At 67.1% G+C, this 23,294-nt stretch carries 21 protein-coding genes and 1 tRNA gene; 12 read left to right on the forward strand and 10 right to left on the reverse strand.

The annotated features are described in order from the left end of the window. Positions 1-163: 163 nt before the first annotated feature. Both panE and V3B41_RS05425 read left to right on the forward strand, forming a co-directional pair. Positions 164-1,102, forward strand: a complete 939-nt coding sequence (gene panE / locus V3B41_RS05420; protein ID WP_329860347.1) for a 2-dehydropantoate 2-reductase — start codon at positions 164-166, stop codon at positions 1,100-1,102. Further along, the gene (locus V3B41_RS05425) at positions 1,099-2,025 is read left to right on the forward strand and encodes an NAD-dependent epimerase/dehydratase family protein (RefSeq protein ID WP_197632940.1); all 927 of its coding nucleotides are present in this window, start codon (positions 1,099-1,101) and stop codon (positions 2,023-2,025) included. Before panE ends, V3B41_RS05425 begins: the two co-directional genes overlap by 4 nt. Before the next feature lie 78 nt (positions 2,026-2,103). Here V3B41_RS05425 and V3B41_RS05430 read toward each other — a convergent pair whose 3' ends face one another. Then, on the reverse strand, positions 2,104-2,901 hold the full coding sequence (locus tag V3B41_RS05430) for a TatD family hydrolase (protein WP_049427229.1): 798 nt from the start codon (positions 2,899-2,901) through the stop codon (positions 2,104-2,106). A 68-nt stretch (positions 2,902-2,969) separates the two neighbouring features. Between V3B41_RS05430 and hrpB the strand changes: the two genes are divergently transcribed. Together hrpB and V3B41_RS05440 are read left to right on the forward strand one after the other, a co-directional pair. Then, entirely contained in the window at positions 2,970-5,474 is a 2,505-nt protein-coding gene (gene hrpB, locus V3B41_RS05435) for an ATP-dependent helicase HrpB (protein ID WP_049427213.1), read from the forward strand. Positions 5,475-5,634: 160 nt separating this feature from the next. Further along, complete coding sequence (locus V3B41_RS05440) at positions 5,635-6,009, forward strand: hypothetical protein (protein ID WP_049427214.1); 375 nt, start codon at positions 5,635-5,637, stop codon at positions 6,007-6,009. Between the two features lie 90 nt (positions 6,010-6,099). Here the strand turns inward: V3B41_RS05440 and V3B41_RS05445 are convergent, their stop codons facing one another. Continuing rightward, complete coding sequence (locus V3B41_RS05445; RefSeq protein WP_019336761.1) at positions 6,100-6,639, reverse strand: pseudouridine synthase; 540 nt, start codon at positions 6,637-6,639, stop codon at positions 6,100-6,102. Between the two features lie 123 nt (positions 6,640-6,762). After that, positions 6,763-7,620 carry a methyltransferase gene (locus V3B41_RS05450; protein WP_329860350.1) on the reverse strand — a complete coding sequence of 286 codons (858 nt, stop codon included), beginning with the start codon at positions 7,618-7,620 and terminating at the stop codon, positions 6,763-6,765. A 169-nt stretch (positions 7,621-7,789) separates the two neighbouring features. Here V3B41_RS05450 and V3B41_RS05455 point away from each other — a divergent pair, with 169 nt between their 5' ends. The 4 genes from V3B41_RS05455 to V3B41_RS05470 all read left to right on the forward strand — a co-directional run bounded on the left by V3B41_RS05455 (position 7,790) and on the right by V3B41_RS05470 (position 12,217). Beyond that, positions 7,790-8,746: an aldo/keto reductase gene (locus V3B41_RS05455; RefSeq protein ID WP_197632932.1), complete on the forward strand. Its 957-nt coding sequence runs from the start codon at positions 7,790-7,792 to the stop codon at positions 8,744-8,746. Positions 8,747-9,389: 643 nt separating this feature from the next. Continuing rightward, positions 9,390-9,460: transfer RNA gene (locus V3B41_RS05460), tRNA-Gln, on the forward strand. A gap of 355 nt (positions 9,461-9,815) precedes the next feature. Further along, on the forward strand, positions 9,816-10,940 hold the full coding sequence (locus tag V3B41_RS05465) for a slipin family protein (RefSeq protein WP_049427220.1): 1,125 nt from the start codon (positions 9,816-9,818) through the stop codon (positions 10,938-10,940). Between the two features lie 56 nt (positions 10,941-10,996). Continuing rightward, a complete protein-coding gene (locus tag V3B41_RS05470; RefSeq protein WP_049427222.1) occupies positions 10,997-12,217 on the forward strand; it encodes an RtcB family protein in 1,221 nt (406 codons plus the stop codon). Positions 12,218-12,326: 109 nt separating this feature from the next. Here V3B41_RS05470 and V3B41_RS05475 read toward each other — a convergent pair whose 3' ends face one another. Together V3B41_RS05475 and V3B41_RS05480 are read right to left on the reverse strand one after the other, a co-directional pair. Beyond that, a complete protein-coding gene (locus V3B41_RS05475; protein WP_329860353.1) occupies positions 12,327-13,232 on the reverse strand; it encodes an NAD(P)/FAD-dependent oxidoreductase in 906 nt (301 codons plus the stop codon). Beyond that, positions 13,222-13,677, reverse strand: coding sequence for an Rrf2 family transcriptional regulator (locus V3B41_RS05480; protein ID WP_049427226.1), 456 nt, complete (start codon positions 13,675-13,677; stop codon positions 13,222-13,224). Before V3B41_RS05480 ends, V3B41_RS05475 begins: the two co-directional genes overlap by 11 nt. A 184-nt stretch (positions 13,678-13,861) precedes the next feature. On the opposite strand from V3B41_RS05480, the gene V3B41_RS05485 reads away from it, so the two are divergent. Further along, positions 13,862-15,982, forward strand: coding sequence for a methyl-accepting chemotaxis protein (locus tag V3B41_RS05485; protein WP_100443717.1), 2,121 nt, complete (start codon positions 13,862-13,864; stop codon positions 15,980-15,982). Positions 15,983-16,073: 91 nt separating this feature from the next. Here V3B41_RS05485 and V3B41_RS05490 read toward each other — a convergent pair whose 3' ends face one another. Continuing rightward, positions 16,074-16,976, reverse strand: coding sequence for a LysR family transcriptional regulator (locus tag V3B41_RS05490; RefSeq protein WP_049426727.1), 903 nt, complete (start codon positions 16,974-16,976; stop codon positions 16,074-16,076). 105 nt (positions 16,977-17,081) lie between these two features. On the opposite strand from V3B41_RS05490, the gene V3B41_RS05495 reads away from it, so the two are divergent. Both V3B41_RS05495 and dkgB read left to right on the forward strand, forming a co-directional pair. Continuing rightward, the gene (locus V3B41_RS05495; RefSeq protein ID WP_329860357.1) at positions 17,082-18,296 is read left to right on the forward strand and encodes an MFS transporter; all 1,215 of its coding nucleotides are present in this window, start codon (positions 17,082-17,084) and stop codon (positions 18,294-18,296) included. A gap of 86 nt (positions 18,297-18,382) precedes the next feature. After that, positions 18,383-19,192: a 2,5-didehydrogluconate reductase DkgB gene (dkgB, locus tag V3B41_RS05500; protein ID WP_010482282.1), complete on the forward strand. Its 810-nt coding sequence runs from the start codon at positions 18,383-18,385 to the stop codon at positions 19,190-19,192. Between the two features lie 68 nt (positions 19,193-19,260). On the opposite strand, the gene V3B41_RS05505 is transcribed toward dkgB, so the two are convergent. The 3 genes from V3B41_RS05505 to V3B41_RS05515 form a co-directional block, all read right to left on the reverse strand. Continuing rightward, positions 19,261-21,006 carry an ATP-binding protein gene (locus V3B41_RS05505; RefSeq protein WP_329860360.1) on the reverse strand — a complete coding sequence of 582 codons (1,746 nt, stop codon included), beginning with the start codon at positions 21,004-21,006 and terminating at the stop codon, positions 19,261-19,263. Positions 21,007-21,018: 12 nt separating this feature from the next. Continuing rightward, the gene (locus tag V3B41_RS05510) at positions 21,019-21,333 is read right to left on the reverse strand and encodes a hypothetical protein (RefSeq protein ID WP_295547578.1); all 315 of its coding nucleotides are present in this window, start codon (positions 21,331-21,333) and stop codon (positions 21,019-21,021) included. A gap of 180 nt (positions 21,334-21,513) precedes the next feature. Then, positions 21,514-21,681 (reverse strand): hypothetical protein, encoded by a 168-nt coding sequence (locus V3B41_RS05515; protein WP_157804702.1) that lies wholly within the window; start codon positions 21,679-21,681, stop codon positions 21,514-21,516. Between the two features lie 39 nt (positions 21,682-21,720). On the opposite strand from V3B41_RS05515, the gene V3B41_RS05520 reads away from it, so the two are divergent. Then, positions 21,721-22,497, forward strand: coding sequence for a YdcF family protein (locus V3B41_RS05520; RefSeq protein WP_295547583.1), 777 nt, complete (start codon positions 21,721-21,723; stop codon positions 22,495-22,497). Here V3B41_RS05520 and V3B41_RS05525 read toward each other — a convergent pair. After that, positions 22,460-23,161, reverse strand: a complete 702-nt coding sequence (locus V3B41_RS05525) for an alpha/beta hydrolase (RefSeq protein WP_197619499.1) — start codon at positions 23,159-23,161, stop codon at positions 22,460-22,462. The two genes, V3B41_RS05520 and V3B41_RS05525, sit on opposite strands and share 38 nt — an antisense overlap. Positions 23,162-23,294 lie beyond the last annotated feature (133 nt).

A 23,294-nucleotide genomic window follows, 5' to 3' on the forward strand; every position in this document is an offset into this window, starting at 1 on the left:
GACCCGCTTCCGCCCTTGAACTGCTTCACGCGGTGGCGGTGGCCGCGCCGGGCCAACCCCACTGAACAGTGCTTTCCGCGAACCACCACGGGGGGCACCGCCGTTGGCCGCAATCTCCGGCACAATCGCAGTTCTGATTCCCCCAGAACACGGTGAACCTGCAATGCGCATCCTGATCCTCGGCGCCGGCGGTACCGGCGGTTACTTCGGTGGTCGACTGGCCCAGGCCGGCGTGGACGTGACCTTCCTCGTGCGCCCCGCCCGCGCAGCGCAGCTGGACCGCGATGGGCTGGTCATCCACAGCCCGATCGGCGATGCCTGCTTCCCGGTGCAGCACGTGACCGCCGAGGCACTGCCCGCGCTCGCCGCGGAGAAGCCGTTCGATCTGGTCATTCTCAGCTGCAAGGCCTATGACCTGGACAGCTCGATCGATGCCATCGCGCCGGCAGTCGGTGCGAACACCACCGTGCTGCCGATCCTCAACGGCCTGCATCACTACAACGCACTGGATGCGCGCTTCGGTCGTGAGGCGGTGCTCGGCGGCCTGTGCTTCATCAGCGCCACCAAGGCCGCCGACGGCGCCGTGCTGCATCTGGGCAAGCCGGCCAAGCTCACCTTCGGCGAGCGCGATGGCAGCGCGATCTCCGCGCGCGTGCGCGCCTTCGCTGCCGCCTGCGCACAGGCCAATCTTGATCACCTGGCCAGCGAGCACATCGGCCAGGAGCAATGGATCAAGTACACCTTCCTGACCGCGCTGGCCGCAGCCACCTGCCTGCTGCGTGCGGACATCGGCACCATCGTCGCTACCCACGATGGCGAGGCGATCGTGCGTGGCCTGTACGACGAGTGCCTGGCCGTGGCCGAGGCCGCCGGTGAACCGATTCCCGAAGCCGCGCAGGACAACGCGCGCGGCACCTTGACCCAGGCCGGATCTGCGCTGAAGGCATCGATGCTGCGTGACCTGGAGGCCGGCCAGCAGGTGGAGGTCGAGCAGATCGTCGGCGACATGCTGGCGCGTGCGCGCAAGGCCGACCAGGAAGCCCTGCTGCTGCAGGTCGCCTACAGCAGCCTGCAGGCCTACCAGGCACTGCGCAGCGCGTGAGCTTCGCGTTGCAGGCCAACGCACTGCCAGCGCGGGTGCTGATCCTCGGCCTGGGCTGGAGCGGATGCGTGCTGGCCACGCAGTTGCAGGCACGTGGCGTGCAGGTTGCTGGGACGGTGCGCGATCCGGCAGCGGCGCCCGATGACGGTCTTCGTCGGTATCGGTTGCAGGCCGACACCGCACCTTCGCCCGATCTGCTCGAGGAGATCGCACACGCCGATGCCGTGCTGTGCAGCGTGCCGCCCGATGCCGAGGGCGATCCTGCCTTGCGCCTGCTGCTGCCCGCGCTGTTGGCCAGCCCAGCACTGCGCTGGGTCGGCTATCTGTCGTCCACCTCGGTGTATGCCGATCGCGCCGGCGGTTGGATCGACGAGCGCAGCGCGGCCGACGCCACCGACGCGGCCGGCGTGCAGCGCCTGCTCGCGGAAGCACAGTGGCGTGCACTGGCCGGACAACGCGGCATCGCCTCGGCGGTGTTCCGCCTGCCAGGCCTGTACGGACCGGGCCGCAATGCGCTGGTGCAGTTGTCACAGGGCCGTGCACGCCACGTGGTTCGCCCGGACCAGGTGTTCAACCGACTGCACGTGGATGACCTGGCAACCGTCATCATCGCCGCAATGCGGCGACCGGCCCGGCAGGGTCTCTACCTGCCCAGCGACGACGAGCCCGCACCGCCGCAGGATGTGCTGGCCTTCGCCGCGAAGCTGGGCGGGTTTGCGCTGCCGCCCGCCGTGGCCTGGGATGACCCGGCACTGAGCCCGACGCTGCGACGCTTCTACGAGAGCAACAAGCGCATCGACAGCCGGGGCACGCGTGAAGCGCTGGGGTGGGCGCCACGGTTTCCGACGTATCGGGAAGGGCTGAAGGACCTTGCCGCTTCGCTCGCCGGGCATGGCCCGGCGCTACCGGACAGCGCTTTGTAGAGCCGAGCCCATGCTCGGCTGCTCTCCGTGTCCGTCGCGCTGCGCGCGATGAGCCGAGCATGGGCTCGGCTCTACGGATCAACCCGCGTCGGGCAGACGGAAGAACGTGCGCGCGGCCGCCGTGGCATTGGCCGCGGTCAACGCAACGTCCTCGCCACGGTCACGTGCCAGCTCTTCCACGATGTGCGACAGGAACATCGGTTCGTTGCGGCGATCCTTCGGCATCGGCTTCAGTGTGCGTGGCAGCAGGTACGGCGCGTCGGTCTCGATCATCAGGCGGTTGGCCGGGATGTTCTTCACCAGTTCGCGCAGGTGCGCTCCACGGCGCTCATCGCACAGCCAGCCGGTGATGCCGATGTACCAGTCCTGGTCCAGGTAGTCGAACAGTTCATCGCGTTCGCCGGTGAAGCAATGCACCACCGCCGGGCCGATGCGACCTTCGAAGTTCTTCATCTGTGCCATGAAATCGGCATGCGCGTCGCGCTGGTGCAGGAACAGCGGCTTGCCATTGTCCGCGGCCAGCTGCAGCTGGCGCTCGAACGCACGGTGCTGGGCCGGGCGCGGCGAGAAATCACGGAAGTAGTCCAGCCCACACTCCCCCACCGCCACCACTTCCGGATGGGCGTGCAGCGCGCGCATCTCGGCATCGCATTCGTCGGTGTATTCCACCGCATGATGCGGGTGCACGCCGGCGGTGGCATACAGGAAGCCCGGATGCTGCTGCGCCAGCTGTACCGCCAACGGCGAGTGCTCGCGGCTGGCGCCGGTGATGACCATCTGCACCACGCCGGCCTGGCGCGCACGGTCCAGCACGGCATCGCGGTCGCGGTCGAAGGAGTCGTGGGTCAGGTTGGCGCCGATATCGATCAGGTGCATGGTCATCGCGGGGGAAAAGTGCCCGCGCATTGTACCTGCGCCGGCCGTGGCCCCTTATCCTTTGCATAATGAACGCCCCGCTCTTCCCGATTTCCCCGCTGCTGCCACAGATCCAGCAGCACCTGGCTGCGCAGCCGCGGCTGGTGCTGGAAGCCCCACCCGGCGCAGGCAAGACCACCCAGGTGCCGCTGGCGCTGCTGGACGCACCGTGGCTGCAGGGCCGGAAGATCATCCTGCTGGAACCGCGCCGGGTGGCTGCGCGCAGCGCGGCGCTGTTCATGGCACGACAGCTCGGTGAAGAGGTCGGTGGCACGGTCGGCTACCGCATCCGCTTCGAGAACAAGATCTCGGCACGCACCCGCATCGAGGTCGTCACCGAGGGCATTCTCACCCGCATGCTGCAGGACGACCCGATGTTGGAAGAGGTCGGCGCGATCCTGTTCGACGAATTCCACGAACGCCACCTCAGCGGCGATCTGGGCCTGGCGCTGGCGCTGGACGTGCAGGCACAGCTACGCGATGACCTGCGTCTGGTGGTGATGTCGGCAACGTTGGATGGCGAGCGCTTGGCACGCTTCCTCGATGCGCCGCGACTGAGCAGCGAGGGCCGCAGCTACCCGGTGGCGATCAGCCATTTCCCGGCGCGCCGCGATGAGACGCTGGAACTGCAGGTGCGCCGCGCGGTGCAGCAGGCCCTGGCCGATCACCCCGGTGACCTGCTGGTGTTCCTGCCCGGCCAGCGCGAGATCGCGCGGGTGCAGGCCGGCCTGCAGGAATCGCTGGATGCCGGCGTCGAAGTACTGGCCCTGCATGGTGAGCTGCCGGTGGAACAGCAGGCGCGCGTGCTGCAGGCCGCCAGCGACGGCCGCCGCCGCGTGGTGCTGGCCACCAACGTGGCCGAGTCGTCGGTGACCCTGCCCGGCGTGCGCGTGGTGATCGACAGCGGCCAGGCACGCGAACCGCGCTACGACCCCAACAGCGGCTTCACCCGGCTGGACGTGGTCTCCATCGCCCAGGCGTCGGCCGACCAGCGCGCCGGTCGCGCCGGTCGCGTGGCCGAAGGCGTGGCCTGGCGGCTGTGGCCGCAGTCGCAGCGATTGGAGCCGCAGCGCCGGGCCGAGATCGACCAGGTGGAACTGGCCGGACTGGCACTGGAACTGGCCGCTTGGGGCAGCAGCGACCTGCGCTTCCTCGATCCACCACCTGCCGGCCCGATGGGCGCCGCCCGCGAACTGCTGCAGCGGTTGGGCGCATTGTCCAGCAGTGGTGCGATCACCGCACTCGGCCGCCGCGTACTGGCGCTGGGTACGCACCCACGGATGGCGGCGATGCTGCTGGCCGCGCCCGATGCACGTTCGCAGGCGCTGGCCGCCGATCTGGCCGCGCTGCTGGAAGCGCGCGATCCGCTGCGCCAAGGCGGTGACGCGCTGGCGAGCCGCTGGCGCGCACTGGCCGCGTTCCGCAATGGCCGCACACCGGGCGATGCCAACCGTAGCGGGCTGGCCGCCATCGATGCCGCCGCCAAGCAGTGGCGTCGCCGCCTGCGCTGCGAAGCCACGCCGCCGGCCAGCATCGAGGCCCATCAGCTGGGTGACCTGCTCGCTCACGCCTTCCCTGATCGGATCGGCTTCCAGCATCCCGGCGATCCACTGCGTTACCTGCTGGCCAATGGGCGCAGCGCGCGCCTGCACGAGCTGAGCGACCTGCGTGGCGAACCGTGGCTGGTGGCCAGCGAGCTTCGCTTCGAGGCACGCGATGCGCTGCTGCTGCGTGCCGCACCGGTGGACGAAGGCCAGCTGCGCAAGGCGTGGCCGGAGCGCTTCGTCACCGAAGATGTGGTCCGCTGGGACAGCGAGCGCCGCGCCCTGGTGGCCCTGCGCGAGACCCGTTTCGACCGCATCGTGTTGGACAGCCGCTCGGCCGGCCGGGTCGATCCGCAGCACGCCGCGCAGGCGCTGACCGACGCGGTGGCCGAGCTCGGCCTGCAGGCGCTGCCATGGACCGAAGGCCTGCGCCAGTGGCAGGCACGGGTGGAATCACTGCGGCGCTGGATGCCGGAGTTGGATCTGCCCGACTGCAGCGACGCGGCCCTGCTGGCCAACCGTGCGCAGTGGCTGCAGCCCGCGTTCGCCGGCAAGAGCCGTCTGGATGCGCTGGACGAGTCCAGCTTCGGCGAGGCGCTGAAGTCGCCGCTGGAGTGGTCGCAGCGGCAGCTGGTCGAGCGCCATGCGCCGACCCGCATTACCGTGCCGTCCGGACTGGAGCGGCCGATCACCTACGAGTTGGACAGCGAAAGTGGCGAGCCCTTGCCACCGGTGCTGGCGGTGAAGCTGCAGGAACTGTTCGGCCTGGCTGATACGCCGCGCATCGCCGATGGGCGCGTGCCGCTGACCCTGCACCTGCTCTCCCCCGGCGGCCGCCCGTTGCAGGTCACCCAGGACCTGCGCAACTTCTGGGAAAGCACCTACGCCGAAGTGAAAAAGGAAATGAAGGGGCGCTACCCGCGGCATCCGTGGCCGGATGATCCGTGGACCGCGACGGCCACGCACCGGGCCAAGCCGCGCGGAACCTGAAGGGCGGGGTCAGAGCCGTTTCCCAACGGAAAGGGATCCGACCCACCCTGCCTGATCCTGAATGGCTACGCTAAAGTCACACCGCCTGCGGCCCCGACTGACATACCGTTTACGGGCAACACGCGACACTGGACTTCGACCCGAGGCAAAGGACCCCCGCATGAGCAAGCTCACCGTAATCACCGACCGCGCTCTGGAGCGCGCCCTGGAACTGGCCCACACCGCCGGCGATGGCCTGAAGAGCGCCGGTGGCAGCCTGCGCAATGCGGACTGGATCAAGACCGGCGCCGCCATCGGCGCAGTGAAGACCGGCGGCAAGGTCGCCACCAAGTTCGCACGCCGCAACCCGGCCGTGACCATCGCCGCTGCTGCCGTCGGTGTCGGCCTGCTGGGCTATGCGCTGTACCGCAAGCAGCAGAAGAAGAAGGCTGCCAATGGCCACGTGGTGAATGGGCAGGCGCAGCGCATCAACGCACGTGACCGCCGCAACGACACCGTGGTGGACGAGCACAGCGATATCGGCAGCGACGCCTGAGTGTGACCGACCGGGTCAGAGCCCTTCCTGCGGAAGGGATCTGACCCCGAGCCAGGGCCGGATGCCGCGAGGTATCCGGCCCTTTCTGTTTCAGCCGATCTGCCGCCACTGCCCCGGCTGCAGGTCGTCCAGCCGGTAGGGTCCCATCGAAACGCGGACCAGGCGCAGCGTCGGCAGGTTCACCGCCGCGGTCATCCGCCGCACCTGGCGATTGCGGCCCTCGCGGATAGTGATCGCCAGCCAGGCATCGGGGACGGTCTTGCGGAAGCGCACCGGCGGATCGCGTGTCCACAGCGACGGCGCCGGATCGAGGCGCTCGATCTTCGCCGGCAAGGTCGGCCCGTCATTCAGCTCCACCCCATCGCGCAGCCGTTGCAGCTGCTCATCGCTGGGCGTGCCTTCCACCTGCACCCAGTAGGTCTTGTCGGCCTTGTGCCTGGGGTCGGTCAGCTTGTGCGCCAGCGTGCCGTTATCCGTCAGCAGCAGCAGGCCTTCGCTGTCATGGTCCAGACGACCGGCGGCATACACGCGCGGCGGCAGGCCGAACCCGGCCAGGGTCGGCCGCGGCGGCACGCTGCGGTCGGTGAACTGGCAGAGCACGTTGAAGGGCTTGTTGAAGGCGATCAGCATTGCGGGCACGGCAGTCGGCGGATGAGGCATTGTCCCATGCCGCGCCATGCGCCACGTCCCTGTCGCGCTGCGCGCGATGAGCCGAGCATGGGCTCGGCTCTACAGGGTCCGCACATGCCCCTCTTACGGCTTGATGAAGCGCAGGGTCATGCGGTCGCTTTCGCCGATCGCCTGGTACTTCGCATCATCGGCCTTGTCGTGCTGGTTGGTCGGCGGCAGCGTCCACACGCCGTTCGGGTGGTCCTTGGTGTCGCGCGGATTGGCGTTGATCTCGCTGCGCGCATCCAGTTTGAAACCAGCCGCCTCGGCCATCGCGATCACCTGCTGCTGGCCGACATAGCCGGTGTCATCGTCGTCGGCCACATCGGCCTTGGCGCGATGCTCGACCACGCCCAGCACGCCGCCCGGCTTGAGCACGTTGTAGAAGCCCTGGAACATGCCCTGCGCCTGGCCGGCCTTGCGCCAGTTGTGCACGTTGCGGAAGGTCAGGACCACGTCGGCTGAATTGGCCGGGCCGAAGACCGGCTTGGCTGGATCGTAGGCGACCACGGCGGTCTTGCCGAACTGTGCCGGGGCGCCGGCGTACTTCTTCTCCAGGCTGTCGCGGCTGCGCTGCTGGTAGTCACGGCCGCGGCCTTCGGGCACGGCCATCGGGTCGACCACGGCGGCGACGTAATGACCCTTGTCATGCAGCAGCGGCGCCAGGATCTCCGAGTACCAGCCGTTGCCGGGGGTGATCTCGATGACGGTCTTTTCCGGAGCCACCTTGAAGAACGACAGCGTCTGCGCCGGATGACGGAAGCCATCGCGCTTGATGTTGTTGGCATCGCGGGTGGGCGCCTTCACCGCCGCCTCGATGGCCGGCGAGACCTCGATCTTCGCCGGCGCGACCGTGGCCGGTGCGGCGAACGCGGGAACAGCAGCAAGCAGGGCCGAAGCAAGCAGCAGGCGGCAGCCACGCAGGGACGAAGCAGGCATCATCGGGACGACTCCAGCGGAAGATGCGGCGAGACTAGCAGTCGCAGCGTCCAAGGTGTTCACAAAACGTTAGCGGCGTGCGCATCGCGGAACACTGTTTTGTGGTCGCCGCCGCAGCACGGTCACACATCGCGTTCTATTCTGGAGCACTTCCCCCAAGGAGTCCGTGCCCATGACGGCAACCCGCGAACTGGGCCGTTCCGGCCTGCATGTACGTCCGCTCGCCTTCGGTGGCAACGTGTTCGGCTGGAGCGCCGATGAGAAGGCCAGCTTCGCCCTGCTCGATGCCTTCGTCGACGCCGGTTTCAATCTGGTCGACACCGCCGATGTGTACTCGGCCTGGGTGCCGGGCAACGCCGGCGGCGAATCGGAAACACTGATCGGCAAGTGGTTCGCGCGCAGCGGCAAGCGTGACAAGGTGGTGCTGGCGACCAAGGTGGCCAAGTGGGCCGAACGCCCCGGCCTGACCCCGGACAACATCACTGCGGCGGTCGAGGATTCGCTGCGCCGCCTGCAGACCGACGTGATCGATCTGTACCAGGCCCACGAGGATGACGAGTCGACGCCGCTGGAAGCCACGCTGGCTGCGTTCGGCCGCCTGATCGAAGCCGGCAAGGTACGTGCGATCGGTGCCTCCAACTACAGCGCCACGCGCCTGGCCGATGCGCTGAAGGTGTCCACCGACTACAAGCTGCCGCGTTACGAAACCCTGCAGCCGGAGTACAACCTGTATGACCGCGCCGGCTACGAAAAGGAACTGGAACCGCTGGTGCAGCGCGAGCAGATCGGCGTGATCGGCTACTACGCGCTGGCCAGTGGCTTCCTCAGCGGCAAGTACCGCACGCCGGCCGATGCGGCCAAGAGCCCGGCGCGTGGCGAGACAGTAGTGAAGCGCTATCTGAACCCGCGCGGCCTGCGCATCCTGCAGGCGCTGGATGACGTGGCCAGCAAGCACGGCGCCAGCGCTGCGCAGATCGCACTGGCCTGGCAGATCGCACGGCCGTCGATCACCGCGCCGATCGTCAGCGCTACCAGCGTCGAACAGCTGCACGATCTGCTGGCGGCGGCGAACGTGTCGTTGAGCGTGCAGGATGTCGCGCAGCTGGATGCCGCCAGCACGGAAGCCTGAGTTGCAGTGCCGGCCGCTGGCCGGCATTGCACAACAGCGAAGAAAATAATTGAACAAAATAGTTGCGCACGACTAAATCGTGGTTTATCGTGCGCACCTCGTTTCAACAACCACTGGAAACTTCCCTTGAACGCGCATTCCGTCGCCACCGCCAAACTGCTGCCATGCCTGCGCATGGACGTGCTGGCGCGCGCGTTCTGCAAGGAAGTCCAGCTGACAACGGCCTGATACCCGCCCTGCGGAGATCGGCCACCCCGATCTCCGAGGCCTGACGACGCCCTCGGAACGCAAGTCCCGGGGGCGTTTTCATTTGCGTCGGCGCAAGGACCGGCGATGCCAGAACTGCACCCCACGCGGCAACCCGCCGCTCACTGACCCAGGTTTTTCCGCCCCACCGGAGGATTTTCTCCGCGTGCACGGCAACGCCTGGACATTATCTGCATCGCACCCAAACATTATCGCTCGCGATAATGTCGGTGGCCTGCACCCTCGACTACCAACGGTCCCGTTTCAACCACGGGCTGGTGCGCGCGGCATTGCCGTGGCGTATGCCGGAGGTCGCGGACATGCCATCGCCTGGATCGCCTGCTGGAGGCAGGCGCCGGTTCGCCGGCACGCGGTTCGATTCCGCGCGGTTCACCACTGGATAGCTCAGTCGGGTAGAGCAACGGACCCTGATTCCGTCTGTCGTGGGTTCGACTCCCACTCCAACCACATGACCTTCCACGTCATGACGTAAAGCAACACCCGGGGCGCACGCCCCAGCGGCCATCGTCGCCGGTCCTGCGAACGCCTTCGGGCGTTACAGGAAGGGCAACGGACCGCACGCCGGGCCTCGGCCCGCCGTCAATGCCAGCCACGTTCCGCCCCGGTGCTGCCTGCCGGGAACGACGACGGCAGCACTGCCGGTGCACCGAAGGCTCCGCGCGCGGACCGTCCGCCGATGGCCGCCCTCTTCCGCTGCCTGCACGTGGTGTGCACGCGGCCTCGCCACGACCTGATCGACCCGGGTCCTGGCGATTCATCCGCAACGGGTCGAACCACCAGAGCCATACAAGGAGAGACTCCCATGTTCTGGACCATCAAGGTCGTGATCGGCGACGGCGAGCGCGGCCTGGTGTATCGCAACCGTCGTTTCCAGCAGATCCTGCTGCCGGGTGTGCACCGCCTGTCGCTGTTCGGCGGCCGCCCGCAGGTGGACATCCACAACGCATCGAAGGGCGCGGCCTACTCCGGCAGCGACCAGGACAGCCTGATCGAAGCGCTGGGCGCGACGCTGGACACGCACTTCGTGCTGGCCAACGTCGGTGCCGGCGAGGTCGGCCTGCTGCTGCGCAACGGCCGCATCGACGAGGTGCTGCCGCCGGGCAGCCGCCGCCTGTACTGGCGCGGTTCTGTCGACACTCAGGTGCGCGTGATGGCACTCGGTGACGAGCCGCGCGTCCCGGCGGACGTGCAGCAGCGGCTGGGCCAGCTGGGCGTGCTGCCGCGTGTGGCGGTGATCAGCACCGTGCCGAGCGAGTCGGTGGGCCTGCTGTTCATCGATGGCACGCTGCGGCAGACGCTGGACGCCGGCCTGCACGCGTTCTGGAACTTCAACGGCAACGTGTCGGTGGAGCGTGTGGAGCTGCGTGCGCGTTCGCTGGACGTATCCGGCCAGGAGCTGCTCAGCCGCGACAAGGTGACCCTGCGGGTGAACCTGGCCGCGACCGTGCAGGTGGTCGACCCGGTGCGGGCACACCGCTCGCTCAGCAATGCTGATGAGTTCATCTATCGGCAGCTGCAGTTCGGCCTGCGCCAGGCGATTGCCGTGCGCAGCCTGGACGAGCTGCTGGGTGACAAGGCGGCACTGGACGGTGAGATCGCCGCCCATGTGCAGGCCGCGATCGAGGGCCACGGTGTACGTCTGCTTGGCGTGGGCATCAAGGACGTGATCCTGCCGGGCGAGATGAAGGAGATCCTCAACGGCGTGGTGCTGGCCGAGAAGCAGGCCCAGGCCAGCGTGATCCGCCGCCGCGAGGAGGCCAATGCCACGCGTTCGCAGCTCAACACCGCAAAGCTGATCGAGGACAACCCGGTGCTGATGCGCTTGAAGGAGCTGGAGGCGCTGGAGAAGGTCACCGAGAAGATCGACAAGCTCACCGTGTTCGGCGGCCTGGATGGCGTGCTGAAGCAGCTGGTGACGATCAGGTAGGGGGTAGCGGCGGCGCAGGGACGCGCCGCCGGCCCATCAAGGACATACACGAAGACATGGACACTCAACACAACTATCAATGGCTGCACGCCCAGGGCACCACGCCGATCAAGGGCTGGGTCAACGGCGTTCCGCTGGAAGCGCAGGCGCATGAGCAGCTGCGCAACATCGCTGCGATCCCGTTCGTCGGGCCGTGGGTGGCAGTGATGCCGGACGTGCACCTGGGCAAGGGCGCGACCGTGGGCTCGGTGATCCCGACCCGTGGCGCGATCATTCCGGCCGCGGTCGGCGTCGACATCGGCTGTGGCATGGCCGCCGTGCGCACCACACTGCGCGCCAACGACCTGCCCGATGACCTGCGGCAGCTGCGCAACAGCATCGAGCGCAGCATCCCGGTCGGCAACGGGCGCGGCGGCGAGCACCAGCGCATGCCCGACAGCATCCACACCCGGTTGGTGCAGTCCGGGCTGGCCGCCGGGCTGGAGAAGATCAAGGACAGGCACCGCAGGATCCGCACCGACAAGCTCGACCGTCAGCTGGGAACGCTGGGCGGTGGCAACCACTTCATCGAACTGTGCCTGGACGAGACGGATACGGTGTGGGTGATGCTGCACAGCGGCTCGCGCGGCACCGGCAACCTGATCGGCACCTACTTCATCGAAAAGGCGCGCGAGGAGCTGGCACGGCGCGTGCTCGGCTTCCACCTGCCGGACAAGGACCTGGCGTTCTTCATGGAAGGCGAGCCGCTGTTCGATGATTACGTCGAAGCCGTGTCGTGGGCGCAGGACTACGCCCGGCAGAACCGCGAGGCGATGATGTCGCGCGTGCTGGCCGAGATGCGCCACCGCTTGCCGAAGTTCCAGCTGGCGGCGATGGCGGTGAACTGCCACCACAACTACGTGCAGAAGGAGACGCACCACGGCCAGGAACTGCTGGTGACGCGCAAGGGCGCGGTCAGTGCGCGCGAGGGCGAGCTGGGCATCATTCCCGGCAGCATGGGCACGCGCAGCTACATCGTGCGCGGCAAGGGCAACGCGGACAGCTTCCACAGCTGCAGCCACGGTGCCGGCCGGGTGATGAGCCGTGGCGCTGCACGCCAGCAGATCACGCTGGCCCAGCACCGCGAGGCCACCGCGCATGTGGAATGCCGCAAGGACAGCGGCGTGCTGGACGAGTCACCGGCGGCGTACAAGTCGATCGATGATGTAATGGCCGCCCAGCTGGACCTGGTGGACGTGGTGCACACGCTGCGGCAGGTGCTGTGCGTGAAGGGATGATGGAACGGTGCCGGCCAGGGCCGGCACCCACCGCGCTCGATTGCGGTAGATCCACGCCATGCGTGGATCGAACGGCGCCGGGCAAGGTCGGCAGCTACCGGCGCAGCGATCAACGCGGCACGCTGTCCTCGCCCACCAGCGCATGGTGCACACCAATGCCCGCACGCACGCCTTCGGCAGCGGCCAACGTGATGTTGCCGACCGTCGTCGCATCGCCTGCGGCATACACGTTCGGCACCGAGGTCTGCTTCATCATGTCGACCTCGATCAGCACCCCCAGCGGGCTCTCGACCAAGGTGCAACCGAGCTGCTGCACCAGCGGCGTGGCCATCGCCTGGGTGGCCGGTACGAACAGCGCACGCTGGGCGATGCGGCGGCCATCGGCCAACTCCACTTCCAGCCAGGTCGGCTGGTCACCCTGCACGCCCACCACCGGCGCGGTCTCGATCTGCACGCCGCGCTGCTGCATGGCGGCCTGCTCCTCATCGGTGATCGGCAGGCCTTGGCTGAAGAAGGTGACATTTCCCCAATCGGCGAACAGCGGCGCCTTGCTGGCGGACATCGGGTGACCACCAAGCAGGCCGATGGCGCCACCACCCACTTCGTAGCCATGGCAGTAGGGACAATGCAGCACGGTACTGCCCCAGCGCTCGGCCAGCCCCGGCAGGTCCGGCAGCTGGTCGGCGATGCCACTGGCCAGCAGCAGCTTGCGTGCGGCCAGGACCTGGCCATCGGCGGTACGCAGTTCCACGCCTTCAGCGCTGGCGGTGGCCTGCACGGCTTCGGCATGCACCCAACGCACCGTGGGGTAGTCCAGCAGCTGCTGGCGCGCGGTCTTCAGCAGCTCGGCGCCACTGATGCCATCCAGCCCGAGCACCCCGTGCGAATGACTGGCGAAACGGTTGCGCGGCGAACCGACATCGATGACCGTAACCGGGCGACGGGCACGGGCCAGGATCAGGCCGGCGGCAATGCCGGCATAGCTGCCGCCGACGATGAGCACATCAGGATTCATGCGGACCTTCCAGGGAACGGTGATGGGCGAGATGGCGGGCGAAGTCGGCGCCGAGCTGGTCCAGCGTGGTCGCTTGCAATCGCTGTTCAAGCATCCGTTGTGCCTCGCGCGCGCCCTCCAGCAGGGCGCTGTTGACCAGCTGCTGGATCGGGCAGCCGCCGCTGGCGTCGCGGGTACCGACCTGCACCAGCGGCGGCGCTCCCACCGCCAGATAGATGTCGTGCAGGGTGATCGCTGCGGCATCGCGGGCCAGCTGGCTGCCGCCGCCATGACCACGGGTGCTGCGCACCAGGCCGGCCTTGTGCAGCTGTGCCAGCAGGCGGCGGATCACCACCGGATGGGTCGGCAGGCACGACGCCAGCTGCTCGGAGGTGCGCGGGGCGGCATGGCCGACCAGATGCGCCATCACGTGCAGGGCGTCGGAAAGGGGATTCGCGGATTTCATGTAACAACGATAGTTACATTTAAATCCTCTGTCGAGGGTCTTCTTTCGTTCCATATGGACACATTTGTCCTATGAAATATCTCCTTCACATCACTAAACGAAACGGGAATGTGATCCAAGTCGCACTTCAGAGAGAAGTGGCACCGGTCGATACCGAATCGCCCCTTCCCGAGAGTCCCTCCCCATGAATGCGTCTGTCCGTGCTCCGCGCCTGCAGTCCAAGCTGCTCGGCGCGGTTTCCGTTGGTCTTGCCGTGGTCCTGCTGTGCGCTCTGGCGGGCCTGGCCTCCGCCTGGTTGAAGCTTTCCACCGAGGTTCCGCCCGAAGTCGCGCACAGCCGCGACGCCGAACGCCTGCAGCGCGAGTTCCGCGGCCAGGTGCAGGAATGGAAGAACGTGCTGCTGCGCGGCCACGACGACGCGCTGCGCCAGCGCCATCTGGACGCCTTCGACAGCGAGGGCCGCCTGGTCGAGCAGCTGGCCAAGAGCCTCACAGCCAGTCCGGACGCGCGTACGCGTGAACTGGCACAGGCCTTCATCGGCCTGCACACACAGCTGCAGAAGGACTACCACGCCGCCCTGCAGGCGTTTGCGGAGGCCGGCTACGATCCCGCCGCCGGCGACAACCTCGTGCGCGGCAAGGATCGCCCGGTGGCTACGGCACTGGATGCACTGAGCACGCATGCCACGCAGGTGGCGGAGACGGCCGTGGCGGCACGGTCGCAGCAGGCGCGGCAGACCCTGCTGCTGTGTGCCTCGTTGACCGTGCTGGCCGCCGTGCTGCTGCTGATGGGCCTGGCCTGGTGGCTGCGACGCGCGGTGGTGCAGCCGGTGCTGGCGGTGGAAGCCGCCGCCCGCGCGGTGGCCGCCGGCGACCTGCAGCACGTGGTGCAGGTGCGCAGCCGCGACGAGATTGGACGCCTCGCGCAAGCCATGCAGGCGGTGCAGTCCACGCTGCGCGGCGTGCTGGATGCGCAGACTGCGATGGCACAGGCACACGAGGCCGGCACCATCAGCCACCGCATGGACGCCAGCGCGTTCCCCGGCGCCTTCGGCACCATGGTGGCCGACTGCAACACGCTGGTCGACGCACATATCCAGGTGAAGATGCGCGCGATCTCGATCATGGGCCGCTATGCCGTCGGCGACCTCAGCCAGGACATGGAACGCCTGCCCGGCGAGAAGGCCGTGATCACCAACGCACTGGATACGGCCAAGGCTAATCTCGGCGTGATCAACGGCGAGATCCGCCGCCTGGCCGAAGCCGCTGCCGCCGGTGACTTCAGCCAGCGCGGCGACAGCGCACGCTTCGAGCATGATTTCCGCGCGATGGTCGATGGCCTCAACCGTCTGATGCAGACCACCGAGCTGAACCTGGGCGAGGTTTCCAGCATGCTGCGCGCGATAGCCGACGGCCGCCTCGGCGCACGCATGCACGGTGATTTCCAGGGCGTGTTCGCGCGCATCGCCGGTGACGCCAACACCACCGCCGCGCAGCTGGCGACCATCGTCACCGACATCAAGCACGCCTCCGGCAACATCCACACCGCCGCCGCAGAGATCGCCGCCGGCAACAATGACCTGTCGCGCCGTACCGAGCAGCAGGCGGCCAATCTGGAAGAGACCGCTGCCTCGATGGAGGAACTGACCTCCACCGTGCGCCAGAACGCCGAGCATGCGCGCCAGGCCAACCAGCTGGCCATCGGCGCGCACACGGTCGCCTCGCAGGGCGGCAGCGTGGTCGGCCAGGTGGTGGCGACGATGGGCGCGATCGAGACCTCGTCGAGGCGGATCGCCGAGATCATCAGCGTGATCGATGGCATCGCGTTCCAGACCAACATCCTGGCGCTGAACGCGGCGGTTGAAGCGGCACGCGCCGGTGAGCAGGGTCGCGGCTTCGCCGTGGTGGCCAGCGAAGTGCGCACGCTGGCACAGCGCTCGGCCGGTGCCGCCAAGGAGATCAAGGCGCTGATCGAGGCCTCGGTGGAACAGGTCGGCCTCGGCGCACAGCGCGTGCGCGAGGCCGGCGACACCATGGCCGAGATCGTGGCGTCGGTGCAGCGCGTGACCGACATCATGGCCGAGATTTCCGCGGCCTCGCAGGAACAGAGCGCAGGCATCGAACAGGTCAGCCAGACGGTGATCCAGATGGATGGCACCACCCAGCAGAATGCGGCGCTGGTGGAAGAAGCCAGTGCCGCCGCACGCAGCCTGGAACAGCAGGCGAACCGATTGATCGATGCGGTGGATGTGTTTGATCTGTCGACCACCGCCGCAGCGAAGGATGCGCTGGCGCGCGCAGCCTGATCCTTTGCAGGCAGCCGAGCGTGGGCTCGGCTCTACACCGGGCCGTCAATCGTTCCGGGCTCTGTAGAGCCGAGCCTGCGCTCGGCGCACCTCAACGCAGGTAATCGCTCCGCGCCATCGCTTCACCCAGGTAATCCAGGAACGAGCTGATCCGCGCCGATACTGCGGTGTTGCGGTAATACACCGCATGGATCGGCTGGTACACGTCCAGCGTCTGTGCCGCCAGCACCGGCACCAAGGTGCCGGCGGCGCGGTCGCGGTCGGTCACGAAGTCGGACAGGCAGGTGATGCCCACCCCTTCCACCGCCAGCCGGCGCAACGTCTCGCCGCTGGACACCGCGATGTCCGGGCGCACCCGCAGCAGGCCATCGGCATCGCCCGGCAGCGGCCAGTGATTCAGCGATTCCGGCTCGTTGAAGCTGAGCAGGGTGTGCTGGCCCAGCGCCGCCACGCTGGCCGGTTCGCCATGTGCGGCCAGGTAGGCCGGGCTCGCCACCAGGCGCAGCTGGCAGCGGCCCAGCGGTCGGGCATGCAGGGTGGAATCGGCCAGCGGACCAATCCGGATCGCCAGGTCGGTGCGCCGTTCCAGCAGGTCGATGTAGCGCTCGGAGCTGTTCAGCTCCAGCTGTACTTCCGGATAGCGCGCACGATAGCCGGCGACCAGCGGCGCGATCACATGCAGCACGAACGGCATCGCCGCATCCACGCGCAGGCGTCCGGCCGGGCGTTCGCGGCGCGCCGCCATCTGCTCCTCGGCTGATTCCACCGCGTCGATGATCGCCCGCGCATGGCGCAGGTAGGCCTCGCCTTCGGCAGTCAGGTGCAGGCGGCGCGTGGTGCGGGTCAGCAAGGTGGTACCCAGCTTGTCCTCCAGCCGCCCCAGCGCACGGCTGACGCCGGAGGGCGTCTGCCCCAGCTGCTCGGCCGCGGCACTGATCGAACCGCTGTCGATCACCGCCAGGAACGCCTGCATTTCATCGAGGGTGGTTTTCATGGCGCCATTATTGACCACGCGGCAAGAGTGATTGGCGTGAAGATGGGTGTTTAGGCAAAGGTTCGACGCGCACACTGCGCGCCTTCCTTCCCTCTGGAGCCTGCCATGATCCGTGGCATTCCCCTCGCCCTGCTGGCCCTGACCCTCGGTGCCTTCGCCATCGGCACCACCGAGTTCGTCATCGTCGGCCTGATTCCAACCATCGCCGCCGACCTGCAGGTCAGCCTGCCCTCGGCCGGCCTGCTGGTCTCGCTGTACGCGCTGGGCGTGGCGATCGGTGCGCCGGTGCTGACCGCGCTGACCGGCCGCGTGCCGCGCAAGACCCTGCTGGTGGCGCTGATGGTGCTGTTCACGCTCGGCAACGTCATCGCCTTCCTGGCGCCGGGCTACACCTCGCTGATCGCCGCGCGCATCCTCACCGGCCTGGCACATGGCGTGTTCTTCTCGATCGGCTCGATCATCGCCACTGCGGTGGTACCGAAGGAGAAGGCGGCCAGTGCCATCGCCATCATGTTCACCGGCCTGACCGTGGCACTGGTGACCGGCGTACCGCTGGGCACCTTCATCGGCCAGCACCTGGGCTGGCGCGCCACCTTCCTGGCCGTGGCCGGGCTCGGCGTGATCGCACTGCTGGGCGCGCTGCTGTTCGTGCCGCGCAGCGTGCCGCAGAGCGCGCCGTCCAGCTTCCGCCAGCAGATGGCCGTGCTGGCCCAGCCACGCCTGCTGCTGGTCTATGCGATGACCACGCTGGGTTATGGCGGCACCTTCCTGGCCTTCACCTACCTGGCGCCGATCCTGCAGGACGTCACCGGTTTCTCGGCCAACGCGGTCAGCCTGGTGTTGCTGGTGTACGGCGTGTCGGTGGCGATCGGCAACCTGTGGGGCGGCCGCATGGCCGACCGCATGGGCCCGGTGCCCGCGCTGAAGCGCATCTTCGCCCTGCTGGCGGTCGTACTGTTCGTGCTCACCTTCACCGCCTGGAACATCTGGCTGATGCTGCTGACGGTGCTGGCGCTGGGCGCGGCGGCATTCGGCAACGTGCCCGGCCTGCAGGTCTATGTGGTCAAGCAGGCGCAGCGCTATGCACCGCAGGCCACCGACGTGGCCTCGGGCCTGAACATTGCCGCCTTCAACATCGGCATCGCGCTGGGCGCCTCGCTGGGTGGCCTGGTGGTGGAGCACGTCGGCCTGATGCACACGCCGTGGCTCGGCGCGCTGGTGGTACTGGCCGCCTATGCGCTGACCGTGCTCAGCGGGCGCCTGGACCGTCGTGATGGCATCGATGATCGTGCCGACGGCATCGCCGTGGCCGCGCACTGATCCATGCAATGCAGCGTTGCCGGCATGCATACGGCACCTGTCCTACCCTCTTTCCCTAGCAACTCCCTCCCCCCTTGGAGCTTTCAATGACTGTTCCCGCCTTTGGCCTTGGTACCTTCCGCCTGAAGGACCAGACCGTGATCGACTCGGTGCGCAATGCACTGGATGTCGGCTACCGCGCCGTCGATACCGCGCAGATCTATGGCAACGAAGCCGAAGTCGGCCAGGCCATCGCCGAGTCCGGCGTGCCGCGTGATGATCTGTACCTCACCACCAAGGTGTGGATCTCCGAGTTCAAGCACGATGCGCTGCTGGCCAGCCTGCGTACCAGCCTCGAAAAGCTGCGCACCGACCGCGTCGACCTGGCGCTGATCCATTGGCCCTCGCCGAACGACAAGGTCGACGTGCCGATGGAGGAGTACCTGCCGGCGCTGGCCGAAGCCAAGGCGCAGGGGCTGACCAGGGCGATCGGTATCTCCAACTTCACCATCGCCCAGACCCGCAAGGCGATCGAGATCCTCGGCGCCGATGCGATCGCCACCAACCAGATCGAGATCCATCCGTACCTGCAGAACCGCCTGCTGGTGAAGTTCCTGCAGGACAACGGCATCCACATCACCGCCTACATGAGCCTGGCCTATGGCGAGGTGATCAAGGACCCGGTGATCCAGGCCATTGCCGGCCGGCACCAGGCGACGCCCGCGCAGATCGCACTGGCCTGGGCCCTGCAGCAGGGCTTCTCGGTCATTCCATCTTCGACCAAGCGCGAGAACCTGGCCAGCAACCTGGAAGCGGCCGCGATCCGCCTGACCGACGAAGACATGGCACAGATCGCCAAGCTGGATCGTGGGCACCGCCTGGCCAATCCGGAAGGCATTGCGCCGGCCTGGGATTGAGGCCCTGTTGTTGTAGAGCCGAGCCCACGCTCGGCTGCCGTATCCCTGGAGCCGAGCATGGCTCGGCTCTACTGAATGGATCCCCGGGACCCCACCTCATGCAGCATCCGCAGCACCTCGTGCACGTCCAACGGTTTGCACAGGAAGCCGGCAGCGCCCATTGAACGCGCCCTCTCGATGACCTGCAGACGCGTGTCCGCACTCATCACCAGGATGGGCGGATCTTCCGTTCTGGAGCCGATCGCTTCAAGTACGTCCCAACCGCTGCAACCCGGCATATGAAGGTCCAGCAGCACCACGTCCGGCGCAAGCGAGGCCATCGCAGCCTGCGCATCGCGCCCGTCGTTCCGGCAACTCAGCCGATGGCCCGCGCATTCCATCAACCGCTCGACCACCTGCCGGTTGGTCTCCACATCTTCGAACAGCAGGCAATGCAGGGATCGCACCGATCTCGAATGCGCCTTGAAAACCTCCTCAAGCGACGGTGACGATGCCTCGCCGATGATGGCGGGAGCAGTGAAGCGCCACGTGAACGAGGCACCGCCCCACGCACTGCGACCCACCTCGATCGTCGCGCCCATGGCATCGGAAATCAGCCGCACGATGTAGAGCCCAAGCCCAACCCCCTGCTCGCAACGTGCATCCCCCTCGCTCACCTGCACAAACGGCGAGAAGATCGATTCCTGATCGCTCTCGTCAATGCCGCGGCCGGAATCGGAGACGATGACACGCACCTGCCATTGCTCATCGATTCGGGTGCAATCAACACGCACTCGGGTTTCCCCACCCATCGGGCTGAACTTGATCCCGTTGCAGACGAGATTGCTGATCACCTGTTCGATGCGGCCCGCATCGGCCAGCATCCACACCGCAGGATCGCACTCATCGACCATCAGCAACACGCCCTTCTCTGCAGCGGCCGCTGCGCAGCTTTCCTGCATTGCATCGAGCGTGGCCGCCAACGAACAGGGCTGGGGACGAAGCCGCAGCTTTCCACCCTCGATACTCGCCACATCAAGGACATCGTCAATGCGATGCCGCAGCGCTCTCGCCTGACGGGCCACCATCGCAAGTGCGCCGCGCCGGGCCGCCGTGGCGGTCTCCATGTCCAGCAACTGGATGCCGTTGATGATGGCGTTCAGGGGAGTTCTCAGTTCGTGGCTCATCGTTCCCACGAACCGCCCCTGGGCCTCACGCGAGGCGACGGCACGCAGTGCGATATCGCGCATGGCAGCGACCATGGTGGCGACGACGGCAGGCAGCAGGACAGTCAGCGCCAAGGCGTACGCCAGGTACGCCGGCCGCGAGGTCCAGTAACCCTCGGGCGCAGCCCACAGCAGGCCCAGCGTCGCCGCAGCGATGGCCGGAGCCATTGCCTTCCGCCCGTAGACCGTTGTCGCTGCGATCACGAGGAAAGGCAAGGTTGCATTGAGCGTCATCAGAAGAATGAAGGCCGCATCGACCTGCACGGTGACCATCATCAGGCTCAGAAGCAGGCCCGCCGCGTCGCGCCATGCCACACCGCGGTCCTTGTACAGATTCACCCACGCCGCCCATGCCACGGAAGCGAAAAGCAGCGCAATGGACGCGGGCAACACCCTCGCCGCATCGTTGGCCAGCACGGGTTGCGGTCCATCCATCCAGAGCCAGCACCACAACACCGTCAGCGCCTGCAATACCACCCTGAACAGACTGGCCCTCGGCTCCTGCAGGCAGGACAGCAACAATGCGAGTCGATTCATCTCCAGTGAGCGGGCCGCCTGGAGCAGGGCGTCGGGGCCAGGCTCGAGCAGGCCAGAGCGGGCATTGGACATGGCTGGATTCCTTCAGCTGTGAGGAACGATGGAACGTTGCAGAAGACGCTGCGCGGCGGCCGCCACCCTTTGGGAGCGCCGACGTATGTGCTCCACCGTCGCCCCCGATCGAACGCACTCACCCAGGTCATCGCAGGCTTTGGCGATCATCGGGCTGCCCAGCGCCGAGGTGATGCTCTTGAGCGCATGCAGGCGCGTCAGTTCCGCATCCGGATCGCCGCAAGGCGCACTCACATCCTCGCTCGTCCACCGCGAAATCGCTTCGTCCAATGCAGAGACAAAGCGCGGAAGCTCGCGTGGCGACATCGCTGCAATCATCCGCAGCATTGAATGCGGTCCGAGCTCTGGACCAACGCTCCCGGCCGCTGGGATTTCCGGTTCATCCATCCGTTCGGTTGTGTGCATCTGCCTCCGCCCCGTGTCGCATTCGACCTGTTGCCGCCGATCGCTCGCGGCCAGAAACGACTTAGTGCAAGGCCATTTGCGACAACCGATCCTCCGCAAGAACTACTGCATCCGTTCGTGAATGAGCGCGGCCAACCCGGGGAAATGCCTGGAAAGCACGTATCCCAGCGCTATTCCAAGCAATATTCCGGCAAGGATGACGCTCACTCTCAAGAAGGGTGACAGTCGTTTCAGATCCATGGCATCCAGCATCCATGCAACGACGGCCATGCGCCATCGGAATCCATTCAGTCTTTCCTGAGGTGCACTGTGCTGGTGTTCATCCTTCTTCTTCTGCTGGCATGTGCTGCACTGATCGCCACACGCCGATTCCGCACCGCGGCACTCCTGTCGGTGCTGCCCTTCATGGCCTTGTCCAGTGCATCGGGCCCGATCACGCAATGGATGCTCGACCGGGCCCAGGCCAGCCCTGCGTTCACGACACCTGCAGATCGGCCGAAGACAACGATCGTGCTGCTGGGCGGTGGCATCGAGCACCATCCCGAGGGCTCCAGCCCGGGACTGGCGGGGTACAGCCGATTGCTGGTTACGGCGCAGCGCTATCTGCTCTGCCAGCGGAAGTACGAGATCTGCAGGGTGATCGTGAGCGGAGGTGCCTCAAGAAACCGTAAGACCAGCGAGGCCTACGTCTACGCGCGCGAGCTGGCCCGTCTGGGTGTGCCGAGGGATCGCATCGAGCAGGAGGACGCCAGCGCCAACACCTGGGAGAACGCCCGGAACAGCAGCGCGATGCTCCGCCACGATCCATCGCGCGTGGTGATCGTGACCTCGGGTCTTCACCTCAGGCGAAGCCTGCTTTATTTCCAGCATTTCGGCGTGATTGCCGAAGGCCTGCCCAGCGACCGACTACGCGCCACGCCCGGCTGGCTCCCCTCGACCTTCAACCTGCTGCTGGCCGAGGTGATGTTGCACGAACGTATCGGCGTGATTCGTTACCACGCCTACAACAGACTGGGGTGGAACGAACCGCCGATGCCACCGATCCCCTTCAATCCACAGACAGCCACCCACGCATCGCCGCACTGACCTCGTCCGGCTTTTCCATCGGGGCCAGGTGACCGCAATCGGCCACCACCACCAGCTGCGAATGCGGCACCAACGCATGCATTTCCTCGCTCACTGCCAGCGGCGTGATGCGATCATTGGCACCACAGATGATCAACAGCGGATCACGGTAGCCGGCCAGCACGTCATGGCCGTCGCGGCGTTCCAGCGCGCTCTGGCGCAGGAACACCTCCGAACCCAGGCGGGCGGTCATGTCGCGCACGCGCTGCACCAGCACGTAATCGTCCAGCCGCGAGGCATCGATGTAGCTGCGCATCAGCGTATCGCCGAAGCCATGGAACCTGCCCGGCAGGCGTACGCTGGCGCGCTGGCTGCGGCGCTGCTCGGCGCGCTCCGGTGAGTCGGCGTGGATCGAGGTATCAACCAGCGCCAGCTGCAGTACGCGTTCCGGGGCGATGCGCAGGATCTGCTGGGCGACGAAGCCACCCAGCGAGAAACCGGCCAGGGCGAAGCGCTCCGGTGCCTGTGCCAGCACATCCTCGGCCACTGCCTGCAGGGTCTCGCCACGGGTCTGGTCACCTACGGTGCAATCGGCGATGTCGGCCAGGTCGGCCAGCTGTGCGCGCCACAGCTCGGCGTCGTTGAGCAGGCCGGGCAGCAGCAACAGGGGAATACGTTCGGTCATGCGGGTATTGTCGCGCTGGTGCGGTGACAGAACCATGCCGCAACGGGCGATTGCGCTGTAGAGTCGGGGGGGGGGGGGGGGGGGGGCGGGCCCCGGGGCGGAGGGGGCCGCGGAAAGAAGAGGGGGCCAGAGG

It is taken from the genome of Stenotrophomonas sp. SMYL89, from assembly GCF_036319985.1.
GTDB lineage: Bacteria > Pseudomonadota > Gammaproteobacteria > Xanthomonadales > Xanthomonadaceae > Stenotrophomonas > Stenotrophomonas maltophilia_Q.

Bases quoted from the DNA above. Each gene is read 5' to 3' on its own strand.
- V3B41_RS05430 (WP_049427229.1), bottom strand. From the start codon at position 2,901: ATGCACCTGATCGATATCGGCGCCAACCTGACCCACGACTCCTTCGAC.
- V3B41_RS05505 (WP_329860360.1), bottom strand. From the start codon at position 21,006: ATGTCCAATGCCCGCTCTGGCCTGCTCGAGCCTGGCCCCGACGCCCTG.
- V3B41_RS05485 (WP_100443717.1), top strand. From the start codon at position 13,862: ATGAATGCGTCTGTCCGTGCTCCGCGCCTGCAGTCCAAGCTGCTCGGC.
- V3B41_RS05510 (WP_295547578.1), bottom strand. From the start codon at position 21,333: ATGCTGCGGATGATTGCAGCGATGTCGCCACGCGAGCTTCCGCGCTTT.
- dkgB (WP_010482282.1), top strand. From the start codon at position 18,383: ATGACTGTTCCCGCCTTTGGCCTTGGTACCTTCCGCCTGAAGGACCAG.
- V3B41_RS05455 (WP_197632932.1), top strand. From the start codon at position 7,790: ATGACGGCAACCCGCGAACTGGGCCGTTCCGGCCTGCATGTACGTCCG.
- panE (WP_329860347.1), top strand. From the start codon at position 164: ATGCGCATCCTGATCCTCGGCGCCGGCGGTACCGGCGGTTACTTCGGT.
- V3B41_RS05475 (WP_329860353.1), bottom strand. From the start codon at position 13,232: ATGAATCCTGATGTGCTCATCGTCGGCGGCAGCTATGCCGGCATTGCC.
- V3B41_RS05450 (WP_329860350.1), bottom strand. From the start codon at position 7,620: ATGATGCCTGCTTCGTCCCTGCGTGGCTGCCGCCTGCTGCTTGCTTCG.
- V3B41_RS05445 (WP_019336761.1), bottom strand. From the start codon at position 6,639: ATGCTGATCGCCTTCAACAAGCCCTTCAACGTGCTCTGCCAGTTCACC.
- V3B41_RS05465 (WP_049427220.1), top strand. From the start codon at position 9,816: ATGTTCTGGACCATCAAGGTCGTGATCGGCGACGGCGAGCGCGGCCTG.
- V3B41_RS05490 (WP_049426727.1), bottom strand. From the start codon at position 16,976: ATGAAAACCACCCTCGATGAAATGCAGGCGTTCCTGGCGGTGATCGAC.
- V3B41_RS05480 (WP_049427226.1), bottom strand. From the start codon at position 13,677: ATGAAATCCGCGAATCCCCTTTCCGACGCCCTGCACGTGATGGCGCAT.
- V3B41_RS05525 (WP_197619499.1), bottom strand. From the start codon at position 23,161: ATGACCGAACGTATTCCCCTGTTGCTGCTGCCCGGCCTGCTCAACGAC.
- V3B41_RS05440 (WP_049427214.1), top strand. From the start codon at position 5,635: ATGAGCAAGCTCACCGTAATCACCGACCGCGCTCTGGAGCGCGCCCTG.
- V3B41_RS05515 (WP_157804702.1), bottom strand. From the start codon at position 21,681: ATGGCCGTCGTTGCATGGATGCTGGATGCCATGGATCTGAAACGACTG.
- V3B41_RS05470 (WP_049427222.1), top strand. From the start codon at position 10,997: ATGGACACTCAACACAACTATCAATGGCTGCACGCCCAGGGCACCACG.
- V3B41_RS05495 (WP_329860357.1), top strand. From the start codon at position 17,082: ATGATCCGTGGCATTCCCCTCGCCCTGCTGGCCCTGACCCTCGGTGCC.
- hrpB (WP_049427213.1), top strand. From the start codon at position 2,970: ATGAACGCCCCGCTCTTCCCGATTTCCCCGCTGCTGCCACAGATCCAG.